At 69.7% G+C, this 24,262-nt stretch carries 21 protein-coding genes; 4 read left to right on the forward strand and 17 right to left on the reverse strand.

What is annotated here, in order from left to right; all coding sequences use genetic code 11:
- A partial coding sequence (locus OXG55_01290; protein MCY4101890.1) for a Uma2 family endonuclease occupies nucleotides 1-533 on the forward strand: 533 nt, incomplete at its 5' end.
- 355 nt (nucleotides 534-888) lie between these two features.
- Here the strand turns inward: OXG55_01290 and OXG55_01295 are convergent.
- From OXG55_01295 to OXG55_01330, 8 genes are all read right to left on the reverse strand, one after another.
- Nucleotides 889-1,191 carry a hypothetical protein gene (locus OXG55_01295; GenBank protein ID MCY4101891.1) on the reverse strand — a complete coding sequence of 101 codons (303 nt, stop codon included), beginning with the start codon at nucleotides 1,189-1,191 and terminating at the stop codon, nucleotides 889-891.
- Nucleotides 1,192-1,304: 113 nt separating this feature from the next.
- Nucleotides 1,305-1,886: a nucleotidyl transferase AbiEii/AbiGii toxin family protein gene (locus OXG55_01300; GenBank protein ID MCY4101892.1), complete on the reverse strand. Its 582-nt coding sequence runs from the start codon at nucleotides 1,884-1,886 to the stop codon at nucleotides 1,305-1,307.
- A 79-nt stretch (nucleotides 1,887-1,965) separates the two neighbouring features.
- Complete coding sequence (locus OXG55_01305) at nucleotides 1,966-2,442, reverse strand: hypothetical protein (GenBank protein MCY4101893.1); 477 nt, start codon at nucleotides 2,440-2,442, stop codon at nucleotides 1,966-1,968.
- Nucleotides 2,443-2,570: 128 nt separating this feature from the next.
- Nucleotides 2,571-3,692, reverse strand: a complete 1,122-nt coding sequence (prfB, locus tag OXG55_01310) for a peptide chain release factor 2 (GenBank protein MCY4101894.1) — start codon at nucleotides 3,690-3,692, stop codon at nucleotides 2,571-2,573.
- A gap of 76 nt (nucleotides 3,693-3,768) precedes the next feature.
- Nucleotides 3,769-6,495: a preprotein translocase subunit SecA gene (secA, locus tag OXG55_01315; GenBank protein ID MCY4101895.1), complete on the reverse strand. Its 2,727-nt coding sequence runs from the start codon at nucleotides 6,493-6,495 to the stop codon at nucleotides 3,769-3,771.
- Between the two features lie 13 nt (nucleotides 6,496-6,508).
- Nucleotides 6,509-7,003 carry a YbaK/EbsC family protein gene (locus tag OXG55_01320; GenBank protein MCY4101896.1) on the reverse strand — a complete coding sequence of 165 codons (495 nt, stop codon included), beginning with the start codon at nucleotides 7,001-7,003 and terminating at the stop codon, nucleotides 6,509-6,511.
- A 9-nt stretch (nucleotides 7,004-7,012) separates the two neighbouring features.
- Nucleotides 7,013-9,466, reverse strand: coding sequence for a DNA translocase FtsK 4TM domain-containing protein (locus OXG55_01325; GenBank protein MCY4101897.1), 2,454 nt, complete (start codon nucleotides 9,464-9,466; stop codon nucleotides 7,013-7,015).
- A gap of 93 nt (nucleotides 9,467-9,559) precedes the next feature.
- Nucleotides 9,560-9,853, reverse strand: coding sequence for a Dabb family protein (locus OXG55_01330; GenBank protein MCY4101898.1), 294 nt, complete (start codon nucleotides 9,851-9,853; stop codon nucleotides 9,560-9,562).
- 82 nt (nucleotides 9,854-9,935) lie between these two features.
- Here OXG55_01330 and OXG55_01335 point away from each other — a divergent pair, with 82 nt between their 5' ends.
- Nucleotides 9,936-11,297: an amidohydrolase family protein gene (locus tag OXG55_01335; protein ID MCY4101899.1), complete on the forward strand. Its 1,362-nt coding sequence runs from the start codon at nucleotides 9,936-9,938 to the stop codon at nucleotides 11,295-11,297.
- A gap of 63 nt (nucleotides 11,298-11,360) precedes the next feature.
- On the opposite strand, the gene OXG55_01340 is transcribed toward OXG55_01335, so the two are convergent.
- On the reverse strand, nucleotides 11,361-11,822 hold the full coding sequence (locus OXG55_01340; protein ID MCY4101900.1) for an Lrp/AsnC family transcriptional regulator: 462 nt from the start codon (nucleotides 11,820-11,822) through the stop codon (nucleotides 11,361-11,363).
- Nucleotides 11,823-11,953: 131 nt separating this feature from the next.
- On the opposite strand from OXG55_01340, the gene ald reads away from it, so the two are divergent.
- The gene (gene ald, locus OXG55_01345; GenBank protein MCY4101901.1) at nucleotides 11,954-13,069 is read left to right on the forward strand and encodes an alanine dehydrogenase; all 1,116 of its coding nucleotides are present in this window, start codon (nucleotides 11,954-11,956) and stop codon (nucleotides 13,067-13,069) included.
- A 60-nt stretch (nucleotides 13,070-13,129) separates the two neighbouring features.
- Here ald and OXG55_01350 read toward each other — a convergent pair whose 3' ends face one another.
- From OXG55_01350 to OXG55_01365, 4 genes are all read right to left on the reverse strand, one after another.
- Nucleotides 13,130-13,813 (reverse strand): nucleotidyl transferase AbiEii/AbiGii toxin family protein, encoded by a 684-nt coding sequence (locus OXG55_01350; GenBank protein ID MCY4101902.1) that lies wholly within the window; start codon nucleotides 13,811-13,813, stop codon nucleotides 13,130-13,132.
- Nucleotides 13,797-14,402 carry a hypothetical protein gene (locus OXG55_01355; protein MCY4101903.1) on the reverse strand — a complete coding sequence of 202 codons (606 nt, stop codon included), beginning with the start codon at nucleotides 14,400-14,402 and terminating at the stop codon, nucleotides 13,797-13,799. Before OXG55_01355 ends, OXG55_01350 begins: the two co-directional genes overlap by 17 nt.
- 174 nt (nucleotides 14,403-14,576) lie before the next feature.
- Nucleotides 14,577-17,213 carry an AAA family ATPase gene (locus OXG55_01360; GenBank protein ID MCY4101904.1) on the reverse strand — a complete coding sequence of 879 codons (2,637 nt, stop codon included), beginning with the start codon at nucleotides 17,211-17,213 and terminating at the stop codon, nucleotides 14,577-14,579.
- 95 nt (nucleotides 17,214-17,308) lie between these two features.
- Nucleotides 17,309-18,448 carry an exonuclease SbcCD subunit D gene (locus OXG55_01365; GenBank protein MCY4101905.1) on the reverse strand — a complete coding sequence of 380 codons (1,140 nt, stop codon included), beginning with the start codon at nucleotides 18,446-18,448 and terminating at the stop codon, nucleotides 17,309-17,311.
- A gap of 320 nt (nucleotides 18,449-18,768) precedes the next feature.
- Between OXG55_01365 and OXG55_01370 the strand changes: the two genes are divergently transcribed.
- Nucleotides 18,769-20,061 (forward strand): ATP-binding protein, encoded by a 1,293-nt coding sequence (locus OXG55_01370; GenBank protein ID MCY4101906.1) that lies wholly within the window; start codon nucleotides 18,769-18,771, stop codon nucleotides 20,059-20,061.
- Nucleotides 20,062-20,327: 266 nt separating this feature from the next.
- Here the strand turns inward: OXG55_01370 and OXG55_01375 are convergent, their stop codons facing one another.
- The 4 genes from OXG55_01375 to OXG55_01390 form a co-directional block, all read right to left on the reverse strand.
- Nucleotides 20,328-20,732, reverse strand: coding sequence for a MaoC family dehydratase (locus tag OXG55_01375; GenBank protein ID MCY4101907.1), 405 nt, complete (start codon nucleotides 20,730-20,732; stop codon nucleotides 20,328-20,330).
- 62 nt (nucleotides 20,733-20,794) lie between these two features.
- On the reverse strand, nucleotides 20,795-21,232 hold the full coding sequence (locus tag OXG55_01380) for a hypothetical protein (GenBank protein ID MCY4101908.1): 438 nt from the start codon (nucleotides 21,230-21,232) through the stop codon (nucleotides 20,795-20,797).
- A gap of 283 nt (nucleotides 21,233-21,515) precedes the next feature.
- On the reverse strand, nucleotides 21,516-23,105 hold the full coding sequence (locus OXG55_01385) for a sugar ABC transporter ATP-binding protein (GenBank protein MCY4101909.1): 1,590 nt from the start codon (nucleotides 23,103-23,105) through the stop codon (nucleotides 21,516-21,518).
- Between the two features lie 15 nt (nucleotides 23,106-23,120).
- On the reverse strand, nucleotides 23,121-24,173 hold the full coding sequence (locus OXG55_01390; GenBank protein MCY4101910.1) for an ABC transporter permease: 1,053 nt from the start codon (nucleotides 24,171-24,173) through the stop codon (nucleotides 23,121-23,123).
- Nucleotides 24,174-24,262: the final 89 nt, after the last annotated feature.

The raw sequence follows: 24,262 nt of genomic DNA on the forward strand, positions 1-24,262 counted from the left end.
CCGAGCGCAACCTCTACTACCGCCCCCAGCCCAACACCGCCTTCGTCGTCCCCGACCTCTTCGTGAGCTTCGGCGTGGACCCCGGCGCCCTCGAGTTGGACTTCAGCTACCGGCTCTGGGACGCCGGCGCGCCGCCCGCCTTCGTCCTGGAGATCGCCTCGGAGAAGACCCACAACAGCGACCTCAACGTCAAGCCCGCCGTGTACCTCGAAGTCGGAGTCGGCGAGTACTGGCGCCTCGACCCCACCGGCGGCGACTACTACACCCCCGCCCTGCAGGGCGACCGCCGCGCCGGCGACGCCTGGGCACCCATCGCAGTGGACCGCGACGGCGACGGCCGCCTCCGCGGGCACAGCGCCGTCCTCGGCCTCGACCTGCACGCTGAACCGCACCGCCTGCGCCTCCGCGACCCGCAGACCGGCCTCTGGCTCCCCGACCACGACGAGACCCGCCGCCAACGCGACGCCACCGAAGCCGAAGTGGCCGCCCTGCGCGCCCGGCTGAACGACCAGACCGGCGACACGGCCCAATAGCAGCGAACCGCGCGGCCTCTCGACCGCCGGAGCGCGCCCGGACGGCTGCCGCCGTCGGTTTCGCCTTCGCGGCGCGGGCAACGGCCGACGCGTCGCCCGCTGTTCTGGTCCTGGTGTTCGAAACCTGTGACGGCGCCAGAGGAGGCGGCGCTCGAGCCTCGACCCCCAGACGACACGCACCGACCGATGGAACTCAGCCTCCTGTGTGCTGAACGTCTCTCCACGCCCACACACAGGAGCCCGACCCCAACCGGTGGACCCCCGGGATGGGGAATTTCAGTGGTCAGAAGTGGGGAATTTCAGTGATCGCCGTATCCAAGCCCACCGCCCCACCCCTCAGACACCCACTCCCCGCTCAAATCCGAAGAGCCAGCAATCGGCGCACCGCATGCGCCGACAGGCCGAGCCGGATAGCGAGAGCGGCGTTCGTGACACCCTGCTCTCGCATCGCCGAATAGAGGGCCAGTTTCGCGGCAACGACAGGCGGAACCGGGATGACTACCTGCCCGTCGTCCGGCGGACTGGGCTCGGGAATGTCCTCGCCGGCCTTGACGTACATCCCGAGAGCGACCGACAGGCAGTCGTGCGCCAGATCGTAGGTCTCGGTCCACGACCAGCCGCCCGAATTGGCACCGTTGAGATCCGGGAACGTCACCATCCAGGCCTCCCGCCCGCTGACCCGCGCCTCAGCCCCATCTCGGACGATGCTGCACGGGTAGGCGTACCGCATGACCCAGAACTCCTGTCTGTCGATACGGGTGGCATGCTAGTTCAGGTCCGGGAACTCGGGCCCTGCATGACAGAGCGGACGATTGCGGGGTGGCGGGCGGTGAAGAATCCGACGACGCGATCACGAACGTCCTCGCCGACCATGCCCCGCAGGATGGGATCGTCCATGACATCGTCGAAATAGCCGAACCCTCTCACGAGTGCATGCACCGAACCGTGGTTGACGGAGAGCCCGTACTTCTGCAGATACAGCGCGAACCCTTCCTCGACGGTGATCCCGGCGAGCTGCTCGAGGGACATGACGTCGAAGTAGTCGCGCAGCAGATGGCGGGAGCTGATGGCGCGGAATTTCGTAGCCATGATGTCCTGCAGCGACCCGACGGGGATGCCAGCGACAAGCGTGGGCGGGCGTAGTGTCGCCGCGTCGGCACCCCAGAGAATGTCGATCTTGACGCCGTCGAAGGTTCCGTGGAGGTGTCCTTGGGATTTGCGGGTGAGGCGGAAGTCGCCCCGCGCCTCGAGCGCGGCGTGCAGCGGATCCGGGTCGAAGGCGTGGGGCGTGAACAAGTCGAGGTCCTCGCTGCGGCGATGCCTCAGCTGCATCGCCAAGGCGGTTCCGCCCATCAGGACAGTCCCGGCGGGGACCGTCTCTGCCACAGCGGGCCAGGCTGCGCGTGTGGCTGGCCCGAGTACCTCGGCGAACTCACTCAGTGGGCTCACCGCGCTCGCTGAGGGCGTTACGGATCATGGCCTTGACTTCCGGCGGGATGCACTCCTTGTCGGCGACGCGCTCGAGAGCCTCCCGGGGCAGCGCCTCGAGCGCCCACGCCCACGCGTCGATGTCGTGGTAGGTGAGAAGGTGTTCGGCGACGAAAGCCGCGTCGCGGGGGAGCTCGATCAGGTCCGGGTCTCCCCACCAGAACAGCTTGGCGAAACGCTCCGGCAACCTCTCCGGCATCGGGGCACGCGGCAGCTCGGGAAGTTCCACGGTTCGCACAGCGTCGGCCACGCTGAACCAGGCGTCTCCGGCGACGAGACGCCAGACGGTCCGCTCCGCTGACGCGGCGGGGGGCACACCCGTCTCGGACTCGGGTGTCACGAGCCCGCGATCTTCAAGATCATCGAGCGCTGAGGCCACATCGGCTGGTGCCAGGGCAGTGACGAACGCGACAGCGCTCACCCCTCTGAGGCCCCGGGGGCGGCGCGAGAGAGCCGCAAGGACGCACATCTCGGTGGACGACAGACCAAGCGGCGGTTCGGCGAGACTGGCGACATCGGGCCGTGTCACAGTAGTCACTGCCCCGAATTCTACTGTCCGGCAGAGACCTCCTGGGAGCGGCACCAGCGCAGGTAGGCGGCCACGAAATCGTCGATGTCGCCGTCGAGGACCGCCTCGGGGTTGGAGGTGGAGTGCTCGGTGCGCAGGTCCTTCACCATCTGGTACGGGTAGAGGACGTAGGAGCGGATCTGGCTCCCGAAGCCCATCCGCTGGGCGGCGCCGGCGATCTCGGCCACCTCGTCGGTGCGTTTCTGGCGCTCGAGATCCAGCAGTTTGGCGGCCAGCATCTGCATGGCGCGCTCCCGGTTCTGGTGCTGGCTGCGCTGCGCCTGGCTGGAGGTGACGAGACCGGTCGGCAGGTGGGTGATGCGCACCGCCGAGTCGGTGACGTTGACGTGCTGGCCGCCGGCGCCCGAGGAGCGGTAGGTGTCGACCCGCAGCTCCGACTCGTCGATCTCCACCTCCTTGGCCATCTCCGGGAAGAAGGGCACGACCTTCACCGATGCGAAGGCCGTCTGGCGCTTGCCCTCCTTGTTGAACGGTGAGATGCGCACCAGCCGGTGGATGCCGTGCTCGCTGCGCAGCAGCCCGTAGGCGTGGCGCCCCTTGACGCTGAACTCCGCCGAAGTGATCCCCGCCTCCTTGCCCTCGGTCACCGACTCCACCTCGAAGCTGAAGCCCCGGCGCTCCGCCCAGCGGCCGTACATGCGCAAAAGCATGGAGGCCCAGTCCTGGGAGTCTGTGCCGCCCTCGCCGGACTGGATGCTGCATACGGCGTCGCGCTCGTCGTAGCTGCCGGCCAGCAGCGCACGCAATTCGAGGGCGTCGAAATCGGTCCGCAGGGAGTCCACGGACTCGGCGATCTCCGCCAGCACCGAGTCGTCGTCCAGCTCGGTGGCCAGCTGCCACAGCGTGTCGGCGTCCTCGAGACGCGCCTGCAGCCGCTCGAAGCTCTCGATGTCGTCGTTCACCGCCGCCAGATCCTGGGCAACCCGGCGCGCCCGCTCGGGGTCGTCCCAGAGTTCGGGGCGGGCCGCCTCGATCTCCAGAGCCGGTCGCCGGGCGCGCAGGCCGGCGATGCCCAGGTAATGCTCGGACTGCTCCAGGCGCCGGCTCAGTTCGGCCAGATCATCGCTGAAGTCCTCGTTCACGGGCGCTCCGGGGGGACGGGACGGCGGGCGGGGGACGGGATCGCGTTGCCGCGCACTGGCGGCGGCCTCCGGTCGCTCAGCGACCGCAGCAGAGCTTGTACTTCTTGCCCGAGCCGCACGGGCAGGGCGCGTTGCGGCCGGTCTTCTCCGCCGCGCTGCGGACCAGCGTTGCGGTGCCCGCAGCGGGCTTGCCCGCGGCGCTCGGTGCGGCGGCGGGCTTGGCACCGGCCAGCGGCACGCCGGCAGCGGCGGCGGCCGCCTGGGCCAGCGCGCTGGGCGCCTCGGAGGGGTCGGTGGGGCCCGAGTACGTGACGTTGCGCGTCGCCGAGACCTGCTCGGTCTCCGGTTTCACAACCTGGATGTGGGTGATCATGCGCACGAAATCCCGCCTGATCCGCTGCATGAGGTCACCGAACATCTCGAAACCCTCGCGTTGCCACTCGCTCAGCGGATCCTTCTGGCCGGCGGCACGCAGGTGGATGCCCTCTTTCAGGTAGTCCATCTCGTAGAGGTGGGTGCGCCAGTGCTGATCGATGACCCGCAGCATCACCTGGCGCTCGAGACCGCGCATCACCTCGGTGCCGATCTCGGACTCCCGCCTGGCATACAACGCCGTGGCATCGTCCAGCAACCGGGCGCCCAGCGACTCGGGCGTCGGCTCGGCGGCGAGATCCTCGGGCGTCAAGTCGGTCGGCCACAGGTTCCCGGCGGTCACCAGGATGCTGCGGTGGTCCCACGGCTCATCCTCCGGCAGATCGGCGGCGATCGCCTCCACCTCAGACTGCAGGTGCTCGAGGGCCTGCTCGCGCAGCTCCGCGCCCTGGAGGATCTGGCCGCGCATCTCGTAGATGACCCGCCGCTGGTTGTTCATCACCTCGTCGTAGCGGAGCACGTTCTTGCGGGTCTCGGCGTTGCGCTGCTCCACGGTGGTCTGCGCCCGCTCCACGGACTTGGTAACCATCTTGGACTCGATGGGCACGCCGTCGTCCAGTGAGCGGGCCATCACCCAGTTCATGGCGCCGGTGGCGAAGATGCGCATGAGGTCGTCCTCGAGGGACAGGTAGAAGCGGCTCTCCCCCGGGTCGCCCTGGCGGCCCGAGCGGCCCCGCAGCTGGTTGTCGATGCGGCGGCTCTCGTGGCGTTCGGTGCCCACCACGTACACGCCGCCGAACTCTTTGATCACCTCGCCCTCGGCCCCGCAGTGCTCGCTGTGGCTCGCCAGCAGCTTGGGGTATGCCTTGGTGTACTCCTCGGACTGCGGGTCGTAGCCGTCGGCCAGCAGATCCCGCCGGGCGAGCGCCTCGGGGTTCCCACCGAGGATGATGTCGACGCCGCGCCCGGCCATGTTGGTGGCGACCGTCACCCGCCCCAGGCGCCCGGCCTGCGCGATGATCTCGGCCTCGCGTGCGTGCTGCTTGGCGTTCAGCACCTCGTGCGCGATGCCCCGGCGGGTGAGGTGGCCCGAGAGCTTCTCGGACTTCTCCACCGAGATGGTGCCCACCAGCACCGGCTGGCCGCGCTCGACCCGCTCGGCGATGTCGTCGACGATGGCGTCGAACTTGGCTTCCTCGGTGCGGTACACCAGGTCGGGCTGATCGGCGCGGATCATGGGCCTGTGCGTGGGGATCGAGACCACCTGCAGGTCGTAGGTGCCGTGCAGCTCGCTGGCCTCGGTCTGTGCGGTGCCGGTCATGCCGGCGAGCTTTTCGTAGAGCCGGAAGTAGTTCTGCAGGGTGATGGTGGCGAGGGTCTGGTTCTCCTCCTGGATCTTGACGCCCTCCTTGGCCTCGACGGCCTGGTGCAGTCCTTCGGACCAGCGTCGCCCGTCGAGGATGCGCCCGGTGAACTCGTCGACGATCTTCACCTCGCCGTCGCTGAGGATGTACTCCTTGTCGCGCCGGTACAGCTCCTTGGCCCGCAGCGCCGCGCCGAGGTGGTGCACGTAGCTGACCTGCACCGAGTCGTAGAGGTTCTCCACCCCCAAAGCGCGCTCCACGGCGTGCACGCCCTCCTCGGTGGGGGCCACCGTGCGCTTCTCCTCGTCCACCTCGTAGTGCTCGTCGCGCACCAGGCGGCGCACGATGGAGGCGAACCGGTAGTAGGTGTTGGCGGCCTCGGCCACCTGGCCGCTGATGATCAGCGGCGTGCGGGCCTCGTCGATGAGGATCGAGTCGATCTCGTCCACGATGCAGTAGCGATGGCCGCGCTGGACCCGCTCGGCGGCGGAGAGCGCCATGTTGTCCCGCAGGTAGTCGAAACCGAACTCGTTGTTGGTGCCGTAGGTGATGTCGCAGGCGTACTGCTGGCGCTTGAAGTCCTGGTCCCGAACGCCGGGGATCACGAGGCCCACGCTCAGGCCCAACCAGCGGTGGATCTGTCCCATCCAGTCGGCGTCGCGACTGGCCAGGTAGTCGTTGACGGTGACCACGTGGACGCCCTCGCCCGTAAGGCCGTTCAGATACACCGGCAGGGTGGAGACGAGCGTCTTGCCCTCGCCGGTGCGCATCTCGGCGACCCAGCCCAGGTGCAGCGCCGCCCCTCCCATGAGCTGCACGTCGTAGTGCCGCTGGCCGATGACCCGCCACGCAGCCTCCCGCATGACGGCGAATGCCTCCGCCAGCAGGTCATTCAGATCGGCGCCGTTGGCGAGGCGCTCCCGGAGTGCGGGCGTGCGGGCCTGCAACCCCTCGTCGCTCAGCGCCTGCATCTCGGGTTCCAGGCCGCCGATGTGGGGCACGAGCCCTTCCAGGGCCTTGAGCTTCTGCCCCTCGCCGGTTCGGAGGAGCTTGTCGAGGATCGCCATGTCCGCGTCGAGTCTACGAACCGGTGGGCCCGCTCACCGCGCCGACGGCGACGTCGACGACACGGGCCTCGGCGAGTCGCGCCAGCTCGCCGGGCGCGATCGGGAAGCAGGCGTCGGGGGTGCCGGCCGCCGCCCACACCTCCTCGAAATCCAGCAGTCGCCGGTCCAGGAAGGTCTCCAGCTTGCGGGCGTGGCCGAAGGGCGGCACGCCGCCGATGGAGAACCCCGTGGCGTCCGCGACCTCCTCGGCACGGGCCTGGCGGGCATCGCCGGCACCGGCGGCGGCACCCAGGCGTCCGGTGTCGACCCTGTCGGCGCCGGAGACCAGCGCCACGACAACCCGGCCACCGGCCACGAACACCAGCGACTTGACGATCTGGGCCAACTCGCAGCCCACCGCCGCGGCTGCGTCCCGGGCGGTTCGGGTCCCGGTGGGAAAGCGGGTGACACGCAAGTCCACGCCGAGGCCGGCAGCCGCCGCCGCGAACCGGTCGACAGCTCTGCTCACCGGCTCAGCCTACGAACTCCCGCCGTTCCGGTGGGCGGCGGCCTGCTCGGTGGCGAACTCCTGTGGAGTCATGAGCACCTCGCGGGCCTTGGAGCCCTCTGACGGACCGACCACACCGCGCTGCTCCAACAGATCCATGAGGCGCCCGGCCCGGGCGAACCCCACGCGCAGCTTGCGCTGCAGCATGGAGGTGGAACCGAGTTGGCTGTCCACCACCAACTCCATGGCCGCCTCCAGCAACTCGTCGTCGTCGGGGTCGCCGGAGTCGCGGCTGCCCATCAGGGTCGGAGTCGCCAGATCCTCCGCGGTGATCGCCTCGGACTCGGGCCGGCGGACGTTCTGGCGGCACCAGACAGCCGTCACGCGACGGACCTCCTCCTCGCTGACCCAGGCCCCCTGGATGCGCTGGGGCGTCCCCGCGGTGCCGTCCAGCAGCAGCATGTCGCCGTTGCCCACGAGCCGCTCCGCCCCGGCCTGGTCCAGGATGACGCGGCTGTCGGTGAGGCTCGACACCGACAGCGCCATGCGCGCCGGGATGTTGGCCTTGATGACCCCGGTGATGACGTTCGTGGAGGGTCGCTGCGTGGCGATCACGAGATGCACTCCCACGGCACGGGCCATCTGCGCCAGGCGCCAGATGGCGTCCTCCACCTCGCGCGGGGCGACCATCATGAGATCCGACAGCTCGTCCACCACGATGACGATGAACGGCAGCCGCTTCAGCGCCTCCTCCTCGTGGTCGCCCGCAGCTTCGCCACCACCGGCGGCCAGCGACGCCTCGTACATCTCGTTGTAGCCGGTGATGTCGCGGCAGCCCACCCGGGACAGCAACTCGTAGCGGCGCTCCATTTCCCGCACCGCCCAGCCGAGGGCGTTGGCGGCCTTCTTCGGATCGATCACGGGCTGGGTCAGCAGGTGCGGCACGTTGGCGTACTGCCGCATCTCCACCATCTTGGGATCCACCAGGATCAGCCGCACCTGCTCGGGCGTGCAGCGCATCAGGATCGTGGTGATGATGGAGTTGAGGCTGGACGACTTGCCCGATCCGGTTGCGCCGGCGATGAGGATGTGCGGCATCCGCCCCAGGTTGACCATGACGGCCTGCCCGGTGATGTCGCGCCCGAGGGCCACGTCGAGGGGATGGGAGGCGGCCGCCGCATCATCCGAGGCCAGGATGTCACCCAGGGTCACCGCGTGGCGCGCCGGGTTGGGAACCTCCACACCGATGGCCTGCCGGCCGGGAATCGGAGCGAGAATGCGCACCTCGGCCGAGGCCAGGGCATAGGCGATGTCGCGGGACAGCGCGGTGATCCTGGCCACCTTCACCCCCTCGGCCAGAACCAGCTCGTAGCGGCTGACCGTCGGGCCCACCACCACGTCGGCGAGCGTCGCCTCCACGCCGTGGGCGGCGAGCGCCGCCTCCAGCGCCCGCCCGCGCTCGCTGATGAGGCGGCCATCCACCTCCTGGGCGGGCGTCCGCTTCAGGATCCCCAGGTTGGGGCGCCGCCACTGGCCGCTGTCATCCCCGGCCGCTGCCACCTGAGCGGCCGGCGACTCCGCCTGCCGCCCCCGCCGGCGGGATCCGGGGGCGCCTTCGGGGGATGGGGGCGCCTGCTCCGCCGGCCGCGGACCGCCCGACAGGGGCGCGGCGGCGGGTATCACCACCGGCGGCTGCCCAGCGGCGCCAGGAGGCAACTCCCCGGAGGTGGTCTCCCCCTCCGGGACCGGACCCTCAGCCGCGCCGGCACCTTCCGCGGGCTCCTCGTCCTCACCCTCCGAGCGCCGGTCGGACACCACGAGGCGGACCACAGCAGCCAGACTCAGTCCCACCCGGCGCAGCACCCACCAGATCCCGCGCCCCACGGTGCCGAGCGACATGCCGCTGAGGGCCAGCCACCCCAGCAGACCAACCGCCACCAGCACGACCACCGCGCCGGCAACCCCGGCCAGCAGGGCGAGGGCACCGCCGGAGGCGAAGCCCACGTAACCGCCGGCACCCTCGAAGTCCACCAGGCCGTCGCCCCAGGTCGGACGGCCGGCGGCGAGGTGGAGGATGCCGGCGAGCGCCGTCATCACCAGGCCGCCGCCCAGGATGCGCACCGAGGGTTGCCGGTCACCATCGGTCTCGGTGGGTTCGCGGGAACGGCCGATGATCAGCAGCACGCCCACCGCGGCCAGCGCCGGCGGCACCAGCAGTCGCCCCCAGCCCACGGTCACGCCCGCGGCGCGCCGGAATGCCGCCCCGACGAGCCCGCCGAAGTCGCCGTAGACACCCAGGGCGCTCAGCAGGGCCAGCACGAAGGCCAGAAGCGCCCAGATCTCCGCTCGATACGCCCGGTAGAAGCCGGCGAGGGCCGACGGCTCCTCGGGTGGCGTACCGCCGGCGCCCGAGCGACGCGCCGGCGGCTTCGAGCCTGCTGCGGGCGCGCTTAAACGGCTGGCTGCCGGAGCGGACTTTGCCATCGTTGGCAACACTAGCACCGCGGGCCACACCAGCCCCGCGGCGGGCCGGTGGTGCAGGGTCGGATCGTCCCCGGCACCGGCCGGGGCGTCAGGTCAGTACTCGAACTGCACCGCGGCCCGCGCCTCGAGGATGGGACGCACCCTCGAGGCGATGAACGCCTGGTGGCCGCCGTCGTCGCGGTAGGAGACGAATCCCGCTTCGTCGTCGAAGTCCACCGTGACAGCGAAGTCGTGGTTGCCGGCATTGATACCGGCGTCGCCACCGTGGGCGAAGCCCCGCACAGCCTCGTGCGTCTCGAGCAGCTCCACGAGGCCCTCGAGAAACGCCGCCCGCTTGGCGTCGTCTACTTCGTCGTTCCACTTGAACAGCACGCAATGGCGGATCATGGCCGCTCCTTCGGTCGGGGCCGGAATTCCCCGCGAGGATAAGCTGATCCGGCCCCGACCGCCGTATGGGAGCGACCGCACGATGAGCACACCGGCGACAAGCGACGAGGCGTCCCCCGCCGGCGGTGGCGAGATCCTCATCTCCGGCGGCACCCTCATCGACGCCACCGGCGCGCCGGCACGGCCCAATCCGGGTGTGCTGCTGCGGGGCGACCACATCCAGGTCGTCGGACCGGCAGCTGCCGAGGCCGCGTCCGCAGGGGCCGAGCGCATCGACGCCGGCGGACGGACGGTCATGCCGGGGCTCATCGACGCCCACTGCCACGCCACCTTCGACGACGTGCAGTCCAACGACGAGCTCTTCTTCCACCGCGACCCGGCGACGGCCGCGCTGGTGGCGGGCCAGAACCTCACCAAGATGCTGCGGGCGGGGGTCACCGCCTATTGCGACCCCGACACGCTGTTCTCCATGGGTCCGTCGCTGCGCAACGCCGTCGAGGCCGGCGTCGTGGCGGGGCCGCGCATCAGCACCGGTGTGCAGGCGCTGGTCACGGCCGTCGGCGGCACCGCCGGGCGGCTGATCCCCGACGAAGGCGTGGTGGGCTACGCCCAAGTGGTCAACTCCCTCGACGAGGCCGTGATGTGGACCCGCCGGCACATCAAGTACGGCGCCGACTGGATCAAGATCCACGCCACCGGGCTGTTGCCGGGACGCTCCGGCGAGGTCCTGGGATGGAGTCGCGACGAGTTGCGGGCGGTCTGCGACACGGCGCACGAGCTCGACACCTCGGTGATGGCGCACTGTCGCAGCCCCGAGAGCGTGACCGCCTGCGCGGAGGCCGGCGTGGACATGCTGCTGCACGCCTCCTTCATGGACGCCGAGGGACTCGAGGCAGCGATCCACTCCGGCAGCGCCCTCTGCCCCACCTTCACGTTCCTCGCGAACCTGGCGGACTTCGGCTCGACGGTGGGAGCCGGCGCCGGCATGGAGGACATCTTCCGGGGAGAAATCGCCGCCACCGCCAAGATGATGCGCGCCGCCTACGACGCCGGTGTGCCGCTGTTGTGCGGTTCCGAGGCCGGGTTCGCGCTCACCCCCTACGGGCACTGGCACGGCCGGGAGGCGGAGATCCTCGTGAACGAGTTGGGCCTCAGCCCCATGGAAGCCATCGTCTGCGCCACCGCCAACGGTGCCATCGCCATGCGGCTCGAGGGCCGCATCGGCACCATCACCGAAGGCTGCCTGGCCGATGTGCTGGTGCTCGACGGTGATCCGCTGGCCGACATCCGGCTGCTGAACGACCGCAGCCGCATCAGCGAGGTCATCAGCCGGGGCCGGCGGGTGGACCTCAGCGGCCCCTGGCCGGCCCACGGGCCGATCCCCGGCGACAAGGTGCGCAACTGGGCGGAGGAGATCCTCACCTACGAGCGGGCCTACGGCTGAGATCCGACCGCTGTTGAGCGCCCGGTCGGGTGGTTTCGGCGGCCCGGTCCGAGAGGGCGGCTGCTACAGCACGTGCCGCGTGGTCTCGTGGACGGTGCGGATGGCGAAGCTGGACCGCAGCCGCGACACACCGGTGAAGCGCGACAGGTAGCGGTTGAAGATGCGTTCGAAGTCGCGATGGTCCTTGACCGCCAGGTGCAGCAGGTAGTCGGCATCGCCGGCCACCAGGTGGCAGGACATCACCTCGGGGCAGTCCCCCACCTCCGACTCGAAGAGCCGTAGCGACTCCTTGCTCTGGCTGAGCAGCGACACCTCCACGAACACGTCCAGGTCGCGGCCGATGGCCTTGCGGTTCACGATCATCACGTACCCGGCGATGAAGCCGCTGGCCTCCAGGCGTCGCACCCGCCGGTGGCACGCCGAGGTGGACAGGCCGACTCGCGCGGCCAGCTCGGCGTGCGAGACGCGACCGTCGCTCTGCAACTCGTTCAGGATCTGCCGATCCGTGGCATCCAGCGATTCCATGGCGAGTATTGTGCGCTATTGCATCGGATTGCGCAAATCTTGTGCACGACTTGGGAATTCTCCAAATGGGTGACTTGTTACTTCGCCATACAGCGCACTATTCTTGTGATTGACACGACGAGGAGGTGATCATGCACATCGGCGTCCCGAAGGAGATCAAGAACGAGGAACGGCGCGTCGGGCTGACCCCTGACAGCGTGCAAGAGTTGGCGGCCCGGGGTCACGATGTGTTCGTCGAGCACCGTGCGGGTGCGGGCGCCGGATTCAGCGACGAGGACTACGCGGCCCGCGGGGCGACGGTCGTGGCGAGCGCGGACGGCATCTTCGACGTGGCCGAGCTGATCGTGAAGGTGAAGGAGCCGCAGGCCGCCGAACGTGCCCGGCTGCGCTCCCATCACACCCTGTTCACCTACCTGCACCTGGCGGCCGATCCGGAGCAGGCCTCGGAACTCCTGGCGAGCGGCGTGACCGCGATCGCCTACGAGTCGGTAACCGACAGCGCCGGCCGGTTGCCTCTGCTGGCACCCATGTCGCAGGTGGCGGGTCGGATGGCCATCCAGGCCGGCGCCCATTGCCTCGAAGGTGCCGCCGGCGGCCGGGGCGTTCTGCTGGGGGGCGTGCCCGGCGTCGCCGCCGCCCCGGTCGTGGTCCTCGGCGGCGGAGTGGTCGGCAGCAACGCCATCCAGATGGCGCTGGGGCTCGGCGCCGACGTGACGGTGCTGGACAGAGACCCGGTGGTGCTGGGGAAGCTCGCGGCGCGCTTCGGCCCGTCGTTGAGGACCCGCCGCTCCGACGCTGGGGCCCTCGAGAGCGCCGTGGTCGGTGCCGACCTCGTCGTCGGGGCCGTGCTGCTGCGCGGCGCCCGGGCTCCCCGGCTGATAACCCAGCAGATGGTGAAGGAGATGCGGCCGGGTGCGGTGCTGGTGGACGTGGCGATCGACCAGGGCGGTTGCGCGGCGACCTCACATCCCACGACCCACGCCGATCCCACCTTCACCGCCGAAGGGGTCGTTCACTACTGCGTGGCGAACATGCCCGGCGCCGTGCCGCGGACCTCCACCCTGGCGCTCAACAACGCCACCCTCCCGTACGTGCTGCGGATAGCGGATGTAGGTCCGTTGGCGGCCATGCGAGCCGACGCCGGACTGCGCGACGGACTCAACGTGTACGAGGGCCGCATCACCGAACCCGCCGTGGCCAAGTCCCTGGGCCTCCCCTACACCGCCCCGGCGGTCTGCCTGAACTGACTGTACGGCGCCGCGAACAGGCCAGCGGCTCAGCCGCCGCTACAGGTCCGCCCGGCGTTATCAGACATCGGCCGCGAAGCCCAGGCCGCGTTGAAACGCCCGCACGATCTGTGGGTGCCGTTCCTGGAAGTGCCGTGCCACGCTGTCTCGGACATCCTCACCCACCGTGGCGCGCAACATCGGATCGTCCTTCACGTCGGCGAAATAGCCGAGCCCTCGCACGAGCGCGTGGATGGACGAGTGCCGCAGCGAAAGCCCATATCGTCGGGCATAGAGGACGAGGCCCTGCTCGATGCTGATTCCGCCGAGAGTCTCGATGCACATGACGTCGAAGTAGTCGCGCAGGATGTGGCGGTCGGTGATGGCGGCGAGTTTGGCCGCCATGATGTCAGGAACCGAGCCGACGTCGAGACCGGCGACGGGGATCGGCGCCTCGAGTGTGACGGCACCGGCGTTCCACAGAATGTCGAGCCTCACCGAGTCGAGGGTCCCGTGCAGATGCCCCGCAGACTTTCGGGACAGCACGAATTCGCCGACTCGTCCCAGGGAATCCTCCAAGGGGTCCGGGTCGAACCTGTCGGGCGTGAACAGGTCAAGATCCTCGCTCCGACGGTGACGCAACCAGGTTGCGAGCGCCGTTCCCCCCATTAGCACGGTGCCCTCGGGAACCACGGAGACGACCTTCGGCCAGACAGCGATTGTGCTGTCGCTCAGAACCTCGACCAGTTCAGACAGCTTCCGCACACCGCTCGGCCAAAGCGTTACGGACCATCGCCGCGGTCTCCGGCGATGTGGTCTCGTCTGCGGCCACCTGCTCCAGCACGTCGGCGGGCAGCGTCGAGATGACCCATGCCCACGACTCTATGTCGTCGCAGGAGAGCAACTGTTCGGCCACGAACGCCGCGTCGCGCGGCAGCCTGATGACCGAGGGGTCGCCCCACCAGAACTGCTGGTGGAATCTCTGGGGCAGGCGATCCGTCATCGGCTCGGGAGGCACCGTGGGTATCGGAGTGCGCTGCACCTCGGGCGCCGCGGCAAACCACTGCTCGCCCACCCGCAGCCGCCACACGACCTCCCGGCGCACGGGACGGGAATGAACGACCTCCACGTCGCCGCTCACCAGCCCCAGCGCTTCCAACCGTCCGAGGGCCTGACGAACCTCGCCGTCGCCGACCCCGGATGCCACTGCGACCGAGGCGCATCCGGCGAGCCCGAGGGGACGCCGCGCGAGTGCGGCGAGGACCCGCTTCTCGTCCGGCGACAGCACCGGGCGAGGGGGACCGGATTCGCCGGGAGCGGCTGTCGTGACGCCTTCGACCAGCGGTTTTATCACGCTCAGGAGTCTACCCGAGCAGCGTCGACACAGTGCGGGCCACTGCGCGGCCAAGCCCCCAAGTGCTGAGCAATCGGTGGGGGAACCGGTCGGGAGGCCGAGCCCTGCACTCCGGCCTGCGCCGGTACGACGATCAGGGATGTCCACCGGCGCGGGAGGCGCCCAGCACAGCGTTCAGTCCGGCAGCGTGACAACCGTGGCGTTGCCGACATAGGCGTAACGCCCGGGGGTGCAGGTGAGCACGATCACCTGGCAGTTGCGGCCCGCGGCGGCGATGGCGGTGCCCATGCCGACGAGGCGTGACGGGTCGCTCCATCCGAGCGCGTCGTCGATGACGACGGGCGCACCACCGCCGTCGGGACTGACGATGGCCGCGCACGCCAGCCGGGCCAGCACGCCGAGTTGCTCGCGGGCGCCGACGCTCAGCTGCTCGACTTCGAGCGTGACGCCGTCCAGCGTGCGGCGGGTCAGACGGAGATCGTCGTCGAGCTCCACCTCGAAGGTCGGCCCGAAGACGATGCGACCGAACCCGTCGATGCGCTGCTTGAGGGGTGCCAGGTAGCGCCTGCGGCTCTCGGTGCGGCGCGCCTCGAAGGTGTCACAGAGAAGCTTGGCGGCCGCGGCCCGCGCCTCGGTGCGTTCGTAGGTAGCGGAGAGGTGCTCTTCGCGGCGGCGCGCCTCGTCAAGACTCTCGGCAAGCCCCTGCTCGCCGCGTAGCTCGAGGCTGATGCGCAGCTCCTGACGAGCGTGCAGGTTGGCCTGCAGGTCCCTTCCGGCCCGCTCCAGGGTGTCTCGGGCGTTCTCGAGCAGCTCCTCCAACGAGGCGGGATCGGCGGCCGCCAGAGTCTCGGTGGCCTGCTTCAGGTCTTCGGCGGCGGCGTCCAGCGCCTGCTGCGCCGCCAACAGATCGGCTCCGAGCGCCGCGTCGTCGCGTTCGTCGCGGGCGGCGGCGAGGGTTTCGGCCGCGCGAGCTCTTGCGCTGCGGGCGATGTCGATCCTGCCGGCCAGGTTGGCCTCGGCCAGTTCGGCCTCCCGGCGAGCATCGACGGCCCGCCCGGCGAGTGCCTCGCAGCGGTCGCGCTCGGTCGCACGGTCGTCCGCGGCGCGGTCCGCTTCGGCGGCGAGCCGCTTCGCCTCCTCGAAATCGGCGGGAGCGGGCGGGTCACTCGATCTCTCGGCGCTGTAGCGGGCGACGCGCCGGTGGAGCCGCTCCACCTTGTCCGCCAGCGCCTCCACGGTGAGGTCGCGTAGATCCTGCTCGATGACCTTCCGGGCATCGACGACGGCGCGCTCGGCCGCCCGCCGAGCCTCGGCCGCCTGCTGCGCCCCGGCGAGGTCTCCCACTCCGCCCTGCGCGCACAGCCTCCCGAACTCGGCGCGGGCGTCGTCCAGAGCGGCGACGAGACCCCGCGAATCGCCGCCGGCCCGCACGCACACGGCGACGACGTCCGGCACCCGTATCTCCGCCTCGGCTTCAACGGTGGTCGTATGGGCAGCCCCGGCCCGGAGAGCCATCTCGTCGCCGGCGACGTGCACCGTGAGGTCGGCCAGCGCGGTCGTCTCCACCGAGGCGGCTGCGGCAGTGGAAGCGGCCTCGGCGCGCGCCACAGCCATGTGCGCCCGTTCGATGCGTGCGAGGAGTTCGTCGTCCACGACGGCTGACTCGAGGTGGGCCTCGGCGTCGCTCCGGGCACCCTGCGCCGCCACGACCCGCTCGTGGCGCTCACCGAGCTGGGCCAGCTCGATCCTGTTGCGATGGTGATCACGGTCGTCGCCGGCGCGGGTCTTCTCGCTCTCGGCGGCCTGCAGCGCGACTCGGGCGTCCTCGAGGGCAGCGACGGCGCGATCGTTCTCAGTGATCGCTGCGGTCAGCGCCGGAGCGGCGCGAGCGGCCTCGGCCTCGAGGTCCCGCTGTTCGGCGCTGCGGGCCTCCAACTCATCGGACTGCTGCCGCCTCCGCTGCAGCTCGCCGTCCGCTCGCTCGCGGCGATCCTTCGCAGCGCTTTGGACGACGGTGAGTCCATCGATTTCACGCCGGAGTCCTTCGATCCCCGCCCATCGTTCGCTCAGCTCTTGAAGGGCTCGCTCGCTCGAGTCCTGCGTGCTCAGAAGATTCGCCTCGCAGGCGTCCAGCCGGGCCACTTCGACAGCGTCCTTGTCGATGTCCGCCATCTCTGCCGCAAGCCTGTCGACTTCTGCCCGTGCAGCCTCTACGTCACGCGCCGAGTCGACCCGATCCTTCAGCGGACGCCCGGTGGGCGTCCAGTAGCGGTCACGCTCGGCGACGATCCGCTGACCGAGATCGTCCTCGCGGCTCTCGGACAGCTCGCCGCCGGCGGCGCGGTCGAGAGCTCTGCCCAGCGACGGCACGGCGAGGTGTGGCAGGAGGAGTTCGGTGCCCTGCTCAACCCTCAATGCACGCCAGAGTTCGGCATCGAGAGTCTCGTCGAGGATCGCCTCGACCCGGTCGTGAGCGTCGCGCCCGGTGAGATTCCGGGGGAACGGGGCGAGTACCGCCAGGTTCGTCTCCGGACGGCGGAGCCACCGCTTGGAGTACCTGAACCGATACTGGCCCGAGGACATCTCGATCTCCACCTCGGGCCCCGCGTCGCGGTGTACTGGCTCTATGTCGCGGACCTTGCGGGCCTTCGAGTTGTCCGGCATGTCGATCAGCAGATCCAGCGCCTCGGGGATGCAGGTCTTGCCGACCTCGTTGGGCCCTTCGACCACGGTCACGCCGTCGACGGCGAAGGTCACGGTGCTGTCGAGGACGCCGCGGTAGTTCTGCAGCCGCACACGATGGAGCCTCATCGGCGCTGCTCCAGGCTCGCCGCGCCGCTCATCGGGGCCGCCCCATCAACCGAACCACCGGAGCCACGTCGCACCCGGAGAGCACACGGCGGGCCTCATCCGTTGCGCCCCGCCAGGCGGTGCAGCAGAGCGAGAGCGTCTTGGGCGACGACGGCCCGGCCTTCGTCGCTGGCGGCGGCCAGTCCGCGGAGATCATCGAGCGTCTCGGCGGCGAAACCGGACAGTCCGAGGTCGTCGACGTCGGCATCGTCGGGGAGCACGGCCAGATCGCTGCGGCGCTCCCAGGTCTCCAAGGCGGCGAACGGGTCGGTGTGGTCGTCGAGCAGGCTGTCGAGTCGAGCCTTCTGGGCGAGGGAGACCTGGCCGACAAGCGCCAGCTTGAGGATTGTGCGCTCCTTGTCCGCCAAGCCTCCGAGCCAGTGGGCGAGGCGCTCGATGTCCCTGTCGCCGCTCAGTTCCCATTCGCGGCGCACGAACCGCCACACGCCCACGGTTCGGACGTCCACCCCCACCCGACCCTCGGCGGCGTCTAGTTCGACGACTACGACATTGCCGGGGTCGGTCTCGTCGTAGTCGGTGGGCTCGGGAGCGCCCGAGTACCAGATCCGTTCGCTGCGGCCGACTTCGGTCGTGGAGTGACGATCGCCGAGCGCCACATAGTGGATCGAGCCGGCACGCAGCAGGCCCTCGACCCGCTCGAGCCCGATGAGCGCCGGGTTGTCGCGATCCGGGGACATCGAGTCGAGCGCGCCGTGACCGGCGATGATGCGGATCGCCCCGGTGGGTTCGAGCCCCTCGCAGGCACCGGCGACCAAGTCGGTAGTCGGGTGCTTGTTGAACCACGGCGCGGCGACCAGTTCCACGCCGGGCGCCACGTCGACCGGCACCGAGTCCCCCAGCACTACCACGTTGGCGGGCCGGTGCTTGCTGAAGGTGGGCGACCCGTAGACCGAAGCCGCATCCAGCGGGTCGTGGTTGCCGGGCAGCAGGTAGAAGGTCACGTCCGGCGTAGCCGCCATGGCGCCGAGCGCCCGGACGACGACCTGGCGACTCACCTGGTTGGTCTCGAACACATCACCGCAAACCACAACGAAACCGCAACCCTCCTCGGTGGCAAGCGCGCCGATCCGGCGAACCGCGTCAATGCGCGCGCCGCTGAAGCGGGCCTGGGCCTCATCGGCGAGGAAATGCCTCGTCATACCCAGCTGCCAGTCGGCTGTGTGAAGGAACTTCACCATGCCCAGAGCATAGGAAGGGGGTGTGACACTCCCGGCCCGGCCTGCGCGGTGCCAGCCGGACTGCCGTCGTTCCCCGCACAACCCGCGCCCGCGGGCGAGGTCATCCCTGAGCTTGTCGGGCTCGGGCGCCGCGGGTTCGGAACCCGTTACCGCGGGCGAGGTCATCCCGCGCCGTCCGCCGGGTTGCTGTCTGCCAGCACGCCCGAAGGCATATTCCGGGACGTGATGCGGACACCCGATGCGGAATGCGGACAGCTAGTGCATGATGCGGACATTCAATGCGGAATGCGGACAGCGAGTGCAGGTAGCCTGTATGTGTGGCCAGCGACAGTACACAGCACGGCAATCCGTTCTCGCCCGGTTTCGGGAGGTCGCCAGCCGAACTAGTGGGGCGAGACGCCATCCTGGACGAACTGGGCTCGGAAATCGCAGCAGCTCCGAGCGGACACCGGGTGTGCTCAATCCTGATGGGCGTCCGGGGCTCGGGAAAGACCTCGTTGCTGAACGCCGCCGAGGACATGGCCCATGAGGCGGGCTGGATGGTGCTCGCTCTGGACACCACCACGAGCGGACTACCCCGACGAATCGCCAGGGCGGTGGCCGCAACCGAGGAGACTCCCGCCGCCGGGTCCGCCGATCGGAGACCCAGGCGGCGGATCAACAGCCTGCGCCTGCCGCCGGGCATCGCTCTCGGATGGGAGTACGCCGCCGAGCAGACCGACGACGACCCTCGGTACTTGCTAAGCCGCCTGGCCGAGACTGCCGCGGAGCGAGGCGGAGGCCTGCTCGTGACCCTCGACGAGTTGCACTCGGGCGAGCGCGACGAGGTGCGACGGTTCGCCGCTGACTTTCAGCACACAGCCGAACGCGAGGGCCTGCCCATCGGGCTCCTCGGAGCCGCGCTCCCGGAGATCCAATACACCGTCCTAGAGGACAGGAAGCTGACATTCTTCCATCGGGCAACTCTGCTGCCGCTGCAACCTCTGACGGCCGAGCAGTCGTTCCTGTGCCTGCGGGCCACGGCGACAGGCGGCGGGGGCACCTTCGACGCCGACGCCCTGTGCGCAGCGGCCGCCGCTGTCAACGGCTCGCCCTACCACCTGCAACTGCTTGGCCGCTCGGCCTGGGAAGCGGCCGGTGCCCCGAAGGCAACGATCGACCTCGCGGCGTGCCAGCTGGCGGTCGGCATGGCCGGCCAGGAGTTCCGTCGGAGCATCAGCGCACCGGCGTGGCACCAGCTGTCCGACACCGAGCAGGACTACTTGCACACAGTCGCCCGCCTGCACCCGGCGGCCACACGCCGGGCGGTCGCCGGAGAAATCGACGCCGGGACCAAGTTGCTGGCACGCATCGAGCGGCGGTTGACGATCTCGGGCTACCTCCGCATGACCGACGGGGGCACCCTGGAGCTCGCGGAACTGATGCAGCGAGACGACGTGCTCGACTTCGCCGAACACGAGTTGGGGTACCGGCGCCAGGAGGACGGGCCGAGAACCGCGGATGCCAAAGCGGTGCCGGCCGGGCAGGTGTGCGGCGAGTGGATGCCGGTGGCGAAGGCCCGCTGCGCCCTCGGACGCGGCCATAAAGGAGGCCATCGGGCGCGTCGCTGACCTCTGCGGCGAGCGGCCCTGCCGGAGACGACGGAGAGGGGCGGTCGATGACTCGCGACGGTGGTCTTGCCCGATGCCCCGGCTCACGCAGCTGCCGGAGGCGGCGGAGACGGGCGGGCGAGGTCTGGCGGCTGGAGGGGTCGTCGCGGCCCGACGGCCTTGCCCTCCCGGCGGGACCCCGATACGGCTCAGGGCGCACGGTCGGCGCGCGACCGGACTCTCGACGCCCCTTGCCCTCCCGGCGGGTACCCGATACGGCTCAGGGGCTATTCGGGCAGCAGGACGGTGGCGGTGCCGGTGAGGACGGCCTCGGTGCCGTCGCGGGCCAGCCAGACGTCGCAGTCCACGAGCCGGCCGTCGGGGCTCGGGCGCACGCCGGTGACCTTGCCGCCTGCGACTAGGCGGTCCCCGGCGAAGACGTTGCCGCCGAACCGCACTTTCAGTCGCCGGAAGTTGGCCGGACCGCCGGCCCAGTCCGTAAGCATGTCGATCACGTAGCCCATGTTGTTGGGTCCCTGGTTGACCGGGCGGTCCCCCAGGCCCAGCCGGCGCACGTCGTCGGCGTCCCAGTGGATGGTGTTGGGGTCGCCCAGGAGCGCCGCCATGGTCTTCATCTTCTCGGCGCTGACCGACTCGATGACCCGCCGGGGCAGCTCGTCGCCCGCCTGCACGGTGCAACCGGCTGCCGGTGGTGGCGAAGGGATCGCCCCTGCGTCCGTCCCGCTGCCGGCGCTCACAGTTCCCTCGGGAAGATGAACGAGTTCGTACACACGCCGGCCACCTCGCCGTCGGGCGCCACGACCTCCAAGCAGAACGTCAGCAGGTCGAACGTGCCGATGGCGCTGCCCTGCTTGCGCTTCACGTCGGTGATCTCGCCCCGCACTGCGTAGTTCACGCCGGTGCGCAGCGGCAGGCGCACCTCCATGTCGCACTCGCCGAACATGGGACCCTCGTCCGCGCTGCTGTGGGCCAGCGCGAACAGCTCGCCGATGCTCAGACCCATGCCGCCCATGGCCGCGTAGTAGCAGAACATCGGGTGGGCCAGATCGTCGTCGCGCTGCGGCGAGCCGATCACGTCGTTCGTCAGCCAGTTGCGGTAGTGCTCGAGGTCGAACGAGCCGCCGGGCAACTCCGTCCCGACGAGGTCCTGCATCTGCTCGAAGGGGACCACCGCTACGGCCCTCGACCGAAGAACGCACGACCGAGGGAGGGGGCACCGGGGGCCGGCCGGCGGAGCGATTTCGCCAGACGCTCCCGCCGACGGCCACCGCCGCCCCCGACCGGACAACGACGCCAGGACGGATTCCGTCCTGGGCCGGTCTGACGAAGCTCGACTGGATTCCGGCCCCCGCCGGAATGACGAGACTCGGCTGGATACCAGCCCCAGATTGAGTCCGGAACAGGCTCTTCGCCGACATGACAGAGGGAGAGAATCACAACTGGGAAGAGGCTGCTCAGAGTTCGTCGCTGCCGGCGAGGGCGGCGTCGGGGCTGTGGCCGTAGCAGTGCTCCAGCAGCCGGGCCTCGGTGATCTCGTCCCCGACGGCCTCGCCCACGATCTCACCCTCGCGCATGGCAATGACCCGGTGGCAGACCCCCACCAGCTCGCCGAACTCCGAGGAGATGAACACGACCGCCTTGCCCTCGGCGGCCAGCTGCTCCATGAGGCCGTAGACCTCCTCCTTGGCGCCCACGTCGATGCCGTGGGTGGGCTCGTCGAAGATCAGCACCGAGGCGCCCGAGCGCAGCCAGCGGCCCAGCACCAGCTTCTGCTGATTCCCGCCCGACAGCCAGGCGGCCGGCGTGAGGTCCGAGGGGGTCTTGATGTCGAGGTCGCGCACCGCCGCCAGGGAGGCCTCGCGCTCCTTGGGCCCCGACGGCATCGGCAGGCGCCGGGCCATGCGGAACCTGGCGAGGGTTCCCAGGGTGATGTTGCGGCGCACGTTGAAGTCCCTGATGAGTCCCTGGTTGCGCCGGTCCTCCGGCAGCAGCACGATGCCGGAGGCGATGGCGTCGGCGGGCTTGCGGATCGTGACCTCGGCGCCGTGCAGGCGGATTGTGCCGGCGCTGCGGTGATCGGCGCCGAAGACCGCCCGCATCAACTCGGTGCGCCCCGCGCCCATGAGCCCGGCCACACCCAGGATCTCCCCCTCGCGGATGCTGAACGACGCATCGCGGATGCGCCCTGGCACCTCCACGCCTTCGACTTCCAGCACCATCGGGGTGTCGGGCGGACCGCCGATGCCGTGGCTGCGGCGACGCTGCAGCGCCGTCTCGCTGGCGTCCTCGCCGGTGATCTCCTCAATGAGCGTGCGCGCCTCGAACGCCTCGGTGGGCCGGTCATCCACGACGGCGCCGTCGCGCATCACCACTACCCGGTCGGTGATCTCCAGGATCTCCTCGAGGCGGTGCGACACGTACACCACGGCCACGCCGGCTGCCGACAGGTCGCGGATCACGGCGAACAGATGGCTGGTCTCCTCGTCGGTGAGCGACCCTGTGGGCTCGTCCAGAACGACCAGGCGGGCCTGGGTCACCAGGGCGCGGGCGATCATCACCAGCCGCTGCTGCGCCACCGGCAGCGTGCGGATCGCCACTTCCGGGGCGATGCCGCCGCCGAGGCGGGCCAGCACGTCGCGGGACTGCCGGCGCAGCTTGGCGAAGTCCACCAGCACCCCGGCCCGGCGGGGGTATCCGAGCCCCAGTTCCACGTTCTCAGCCACCGACAACTCGGGGACCACCGAGAGTTCCTGGTGGACGAAGGACAGCCCCAGCAACGTGGCGTCGTGCGGGTTGTGGATCTCGATCTCCTCGCCGTCGAGCAGGATCTGCCCCTCGTCGGGGGCGGTGGCACCGGCCAGGATCTTGATGACCGTGCTCTTGCCGGCGCCGTTCTTGCCGACCAGGCCGACAACTTCTCCTAACCGGATGGCGAGGGAGACACGATCGGCGGCGCGCACGCCCGGATAATCCTTGACCAGTCCCCTGACCTCGAGGAAGACCTCGCCGGTCGTCGTGACGGGGGCGGTGGCAGTGGCATTCATGTCGCCGGCCTCCGGTTACTTGCGCCGGAGCATCGTCTGGCTGACCAGCACGCCGAAGACCAGAATCACACCCTTGGCGATGTTGACCCAGGCGTTGGAGATCTGCAACAACAGCAGACCGGTCTCGATGACACGCAGGAACAGCGCTCCCACGATCGTCCCGGGGATGCTGAACTGCCCCGGACGGAACACGGCCGCGCCCACGAACACCGCCGCGTAAGCGTCGAGCAGGAAGGCATCACCCAGGTTCAGCCGGATACCCGAGTTGCCGGCGGTGAGCAGCAGCCCCACCAGGGAGGCCAGCAGGGCCACAATCACGAATCCCTGCGCCCTGATGCGAGCCACGGGAATGCCCGCGAGGCGGGCGGCCTCGGGGTTGCCGCCGATGGCGTACATGTAGCGGCCGATCTCCGTCCGGTCCATGACGATCCACGCAACCGCCACGATGGCGAAGGCGATGTAGACCGGACGACCCAGATTCCAGAACTCCTTGTTGCGGGCCAGGTCGACGAAGAAGGGCTGATCCCCGACCGGGATGTTGATGGAGCGATTGCTCGTCCAGAGTTGCTCGATGCCCTTGAGCCCTATGTATCCGGCCAGGGTGATCACGAACGATGAGGCCCCGAGGTAGGAGATGACATAGCCGTTGAACACGCCGACGGCCGCACCCACCCCGAGCGCAGCCAGGATCGCGACCCACACGGGCTGTTCGAAGTTGACCATGAGGGCCACGGCGGTTGCCCCGGCGAGACCCACCATGCTGCCGAATGACAGGTCGAAGTCGCCCATCGCCAGCACGAACGTGAGGGCCGTCGCCAGTAGCAGCAGCGGCACGAACGACGAGGACAGGAACAGCACGTCCTGCACATGGCTCTGGGTAAGGAAGTTCTCCGGTCTGAGACCCTTGAAGATCAGGACCACGGCCCCGAAGACCACCAGCAGGCCGTAGCGGGCCAAGAAGTCCCGCAGGTTGACCCGGCTCGAGCGACTGTCGGTTGTGGGGATCGCCTCGCTCGCAGGAGCGTTCGAGCGGGCCCCGTCGCTTCCCGTGCCTGTGTCGTCGCTCACGTGCGTCTCCTGAGTCGATCGGCCTCTGCAACCTAGTCGCGGAGCACTAGGTGCCTCACAACGGCGGAGGGGGACGCAGCCAAGCGACC

This window comes from bacterium (genome assembly GCA_026708055.1).
Taxonomy (GTDB): Bacteria; Actinomycetota; Acidimicrobiia; order Acidimicrobiales; family CATQHL01; genus VXNF01.